We start from the raw sequence: 3830 nt of genomic DNA, 5'->3' as shown, positions 1-3830 counted from the left end.
GGCGCGGGCGCGGCGGCGGGCGCGGGTTCGGGCTCCCGCCCGGCCCCCGCCGACGCCGACCCAGGTGCCGTAACCGACCCAGACCCAGGCCCGGACCCCGACGCCGTAACCAGCTCCGCCCCCCGCGCCACCAGCAGCGCGGACGGGACCCAGACGCTGCCGGTGACCCCGCCGCCGGGCGTACGGCTCAGGGTGACCCGGATGCCCCAGCGGCGGGCCAGGCTGCCGACCACGAAGAGGCCGAGCACCTTGGTCGGTACGAGGTCGAGCCGCTCGCGGCGCACCAGGCGGGCGTTCTCCTCGTCGAGGCGTTCCCCGGCCATGCCGAGGCCGTGGTCGATGACCTCGATCAGCGCCCCGCCGTCCGCGCTGACGTCGGTGCCGGGCCGGACGACGACCTCGACGGAGGTGTCGGACGGGGAGAACCCGACCGCGTTCTCCAGCAGTTCGGCGAGCATCAGCGTGAGGTCGCCGCTGATGTCGGGTGCGACGGTGACCTCGGTCTCGGACCGCAGGGACACCCGCTGGTACCCCTCGATCTGGCCGAGCGCCGCCCGGATGACGTCGGCCAGGGTGGTCGGCCGGGCGTCGAGTTCGGTCTCCCGGATTCCGGCGAGCAGCATCAGGCTGTCGGCGTTGCGCTGGAGGCGTACGGCGATGTGGTCGATGCGGTAGAGCCGCTCCAGGATGTCGGGGGCGGTCTCCTGGCGTTCGACGGCGTCGATCAGGCTGAGCTGGCGGGTGGTGAGGTTGCTGACCCGGCGGCCGACGTTGCCGAACATCTCGCCGACGTTGCGGCGGCTGAGCACCTGCCGCTCCAGCAGCGCCGCGGCGGTGACCTGCACCTGGTTGAACGCCTCGGCCAGATCGCCGATCTCGTCGCGCACCGGGACGGGGATCGGGCGGGGCCGCAGCGGTGTGCTGTCGCTCCCGTCGTCGTCCTCGTCCTCGACCTTGGCGAGTTCCTCGCCCGCCACCTCGACCACCTGGTGGGCGGCGCCGGTGAGGGCCGCGAGGGGGCGTACGACGGAGCGCCGGACGAGGAAGGAGAAGCTCAGCCAGGCGGCGAAGCCGAGGAAGGCGAGGACGAGCAGCGCCAGCGCCTTGTGCAGGGCGTCCCGGGAGAGGCCCTCGGCGCGGTCGGCGATCTGGCCGATCAGCGAGCGGGTGATCTCGAGGCGGGCCTCGGCCTGCCGGGTGCCCGCGGCCATCTCGGTGCGCAGCTCCTGCGGCGACCGGCCCTGTAGGGAGCTGGGATCGATCTGGAGCTCCGCGAACCGGTCCTCGATGCCGTTCGCCTCGGAGTTCCGCTCGATGCCGTCCAGGCGCAGGACCTGGTCGGGGCCGGCGATTCTGGAGAAACGTTCCGACTGCTCCTCGTAGACCCGGTGGGCGCCGACCGCGCGGGTGTACTCGGTGAGTCCGTTGGCGTCCCGGGTCTGGGCCGAGAACACCCCGCCCTCGAAGGCCGCGTGGGCGGCGTCGGCGCGCAGCACGGCGTCGACCAGCTCGATGACGGACGACGAGGAGCTGTCGGAGAAGTGGTCGAGTCCGATGCCGTCGATGAGGTAGCCGACGGTGGCGGCGTACGCGGGGTCGATACCGGCGGCGGGCACCGAGCCCCGTTCCACCTTGTCCCGCAGCACACTCAGGCGCTCGACGTGGTCGAGGGCCTGCGCCTCCTCCTTCGGCAGGCCCGATCCGAACGCGGACCGCACGGTGGCGGCCTGCTCATCGGTGGCCCGCTGCGCCTTGCGGTAGTCGGCGGTCGAGGGGAGGGTGTCGCCGGAGCGGAGCGGCTCCTGCTCGACGGAGAGCAGGAGCGCCTCGCGGTGCTCGGCCTGGATCTCGTCGATCAGCCGGGCGACCTGGCCGCTGTCGCGCACCCGCTCGGCGATCCGGTCGGTGTCACTGGCCTCCCGCACCTGGCCGTACACGGCGAGGCCGAGGAGCACGCCGACGACCGTCAGGGGCACGACCACCAGGACGTTGAGCTTCCGCCCGAACGGCCAGCGGTCCAGCAGCGCACCGGGGGCATCCGTCCTGCGACGGGACCGCGGATGCTGCGGCGCGTGCCCGGACGGCTCATGTTCGAGTGGCGGGTCCGCCGTGTCCACAGACACCCAGGTCCTCCTTCGATGTGCTCCTGAGCGGTGACCGAGGTGTTGTTGCCGCCATGGCCGACACCGGGGAGCGGGACGTCGGCGACGGCATTCGGCCGGAATGCGACGGCGGGATCGCGCCACATGCCTGACCGGGCGTGAACACTACCGTCTGCGTGGACACGCGCAAGGCATGCCCTCTCAAGAACTACGTAAATTCCGTGGATTGCAGGGTTTAGGTCATCTCCGCATCGCCCCGCACCCGTCCGACGTCCACCGGAGTCCGGAAGGTGTCCGCGCGGTGCCCATGGGGTGGCGGCCGAGGGCGCCGCGTGGCCTGGCTTGTTCACGACTGTGCTCGATGGTGGCCGCAGGTGCCGAAGGGGGCTGCCCCGCACGGCGCCGCCCCCCGTAACCTGTCTCCTCCCAGCCCCCGGCTCACCCCCGGCCAACCACCGGCGGGCCCCGGCCCGTACCCTCCGTACCCTCCGTGCCCTGCGAGGAGACCCGTGCACCCCACCCGCAAGGCGGCCCTGACGGCCATCGCGCTGCTGGCCGTGGCCACCGCCGGCTGCGAGCCCGGCGCCGCCTCCACCTCGTCCCACCGGAGCTCCGCCGAGCCCGGCTGCCCCACCGCCCTCACCAGAGCAAAACAAGCCGTCAAGAAGGCGGAGGCCACCGACGCCCCCTGGAAGGGCCCCACCACCGGGCCCCAGGCGGCCGGTCACGGCAAGAGCGTCGTCTTCATCGCCCATGACCTCTCCAACCCCGGCCCCGCCGGGGTCGCCCAGGGCGTCCAGGAAGCCGCCGGCCTCCTGCGGTGGAGCGCCCGCACCCTCAACGGCCAGGGCACACCCGCCGGTTACCGGGCCGCCTTCAAGAAGGCGCTGGCAATGAAGCCGGACGGCATCGCCATCGCCGGTTTCGACCCCGGCAGCGTCCCCGACGAGATCAAGCAGGCCACGGCGGCGGGCATTCCGGTGATCGGCTGGCACTCCGTCCCGACCCCCGGCCCCGCCGGAGACCCCGCGCTGTTCAGCAACATCACCACCCGGGTCGAGGACGTCGCGAAGATCAGCGCCGACTGGATCATCGCCCACTCGGGCGGCCGCGCGGGGGTGGTCCTCTTCACCGACGCCACGGTCCCCTTCGCCAAGCACAAGTCGGACCTGATCAAGAAGGAGCTGGCCACCTGCTCCGACGTCAAGCTGCTGAGCTACCAGAACATGCCGATACCCGAGGTCAACAAGCGCGCCATCGGGGAAGTCCGCTCGCTGCTCTCCCGCTACGGGGACAAGTGGACCTACTCGGCCGCCATCAACGACCTGTACTTCCGGCACGCCGCGGCCGCCCTGCGCGCCGCGGGCAAGGACGGCGCGGGCGCCCCGTTCAACATCGGTGCGGGGGACGGCGATCCGTCGGCCTTCCAGCGCGTCAACGGCGAGCGGTTCCAGGCCGCCACGGTGCCCGAGCCCCTCACCGAACAGGGCTGGCAGATCGTCGACGAGTTCAACCGGGCCTTCGCGGACAAGCCCGCCAGCGGATATGTCCCCGCGGTGCACATCACCACCGCCGCCAACAGCGGCGGGGCGCTGTCCTGGGACTCCGAGGGCTATCGGCAGGCGTACCGCAAGATCTGGGGCAAGTAAGGCGGCGCGGCCGGGCGCGTGACGCCACGGCAGGGCCTCCGGTGGCTCGGGGCGCGGTGGCCCGCGGTGCGGGTGCGCG

General features: G+C 72.6%; 2 protein-coding genes. One reads left to right on the top strand and one right to left on the bottom strand.

Going from position 1 to position 3830, the window contains the following annotated elements:
- A partial coding sequence (locus KN815_RS47405) for a sensor histidine kinase (protein WP_372458654.1) occupies positions 1 to 2123 on the bottom strand: 2123 nt, incomplete at its 3' end.
- A 488-nt stretch (positions 2124 to 2611) separates the two neighbouring features.
- Between KN815_RS47405 and KN815_RS47400 the strand changes: the two genes are divergently transcribed.
- Entirely contained in the window at positions 2612 to 3751 is a 1140-nt protein-coding gene (locus KN815_RS47400; protein ID WP_216347957.1) for a substrate-binding domain-containing protein, read from the top strand.
- Positions 3752 to 3830: the final 79 nt, after the last annotated feature.

Source organism: Streptomyces niphimycinicus, assembly GCF_018883605.1.
Taxonomy (GTDB): Bacteria; Actinomycetota; Actinomycetes; order Streptomycetales; family Streptomycetaceae; genus Streptomyces; species Streptomyces niphimycinicus.
This window is presented reverse-complemented; position numbering and strand designations above follow the sequence as displayed.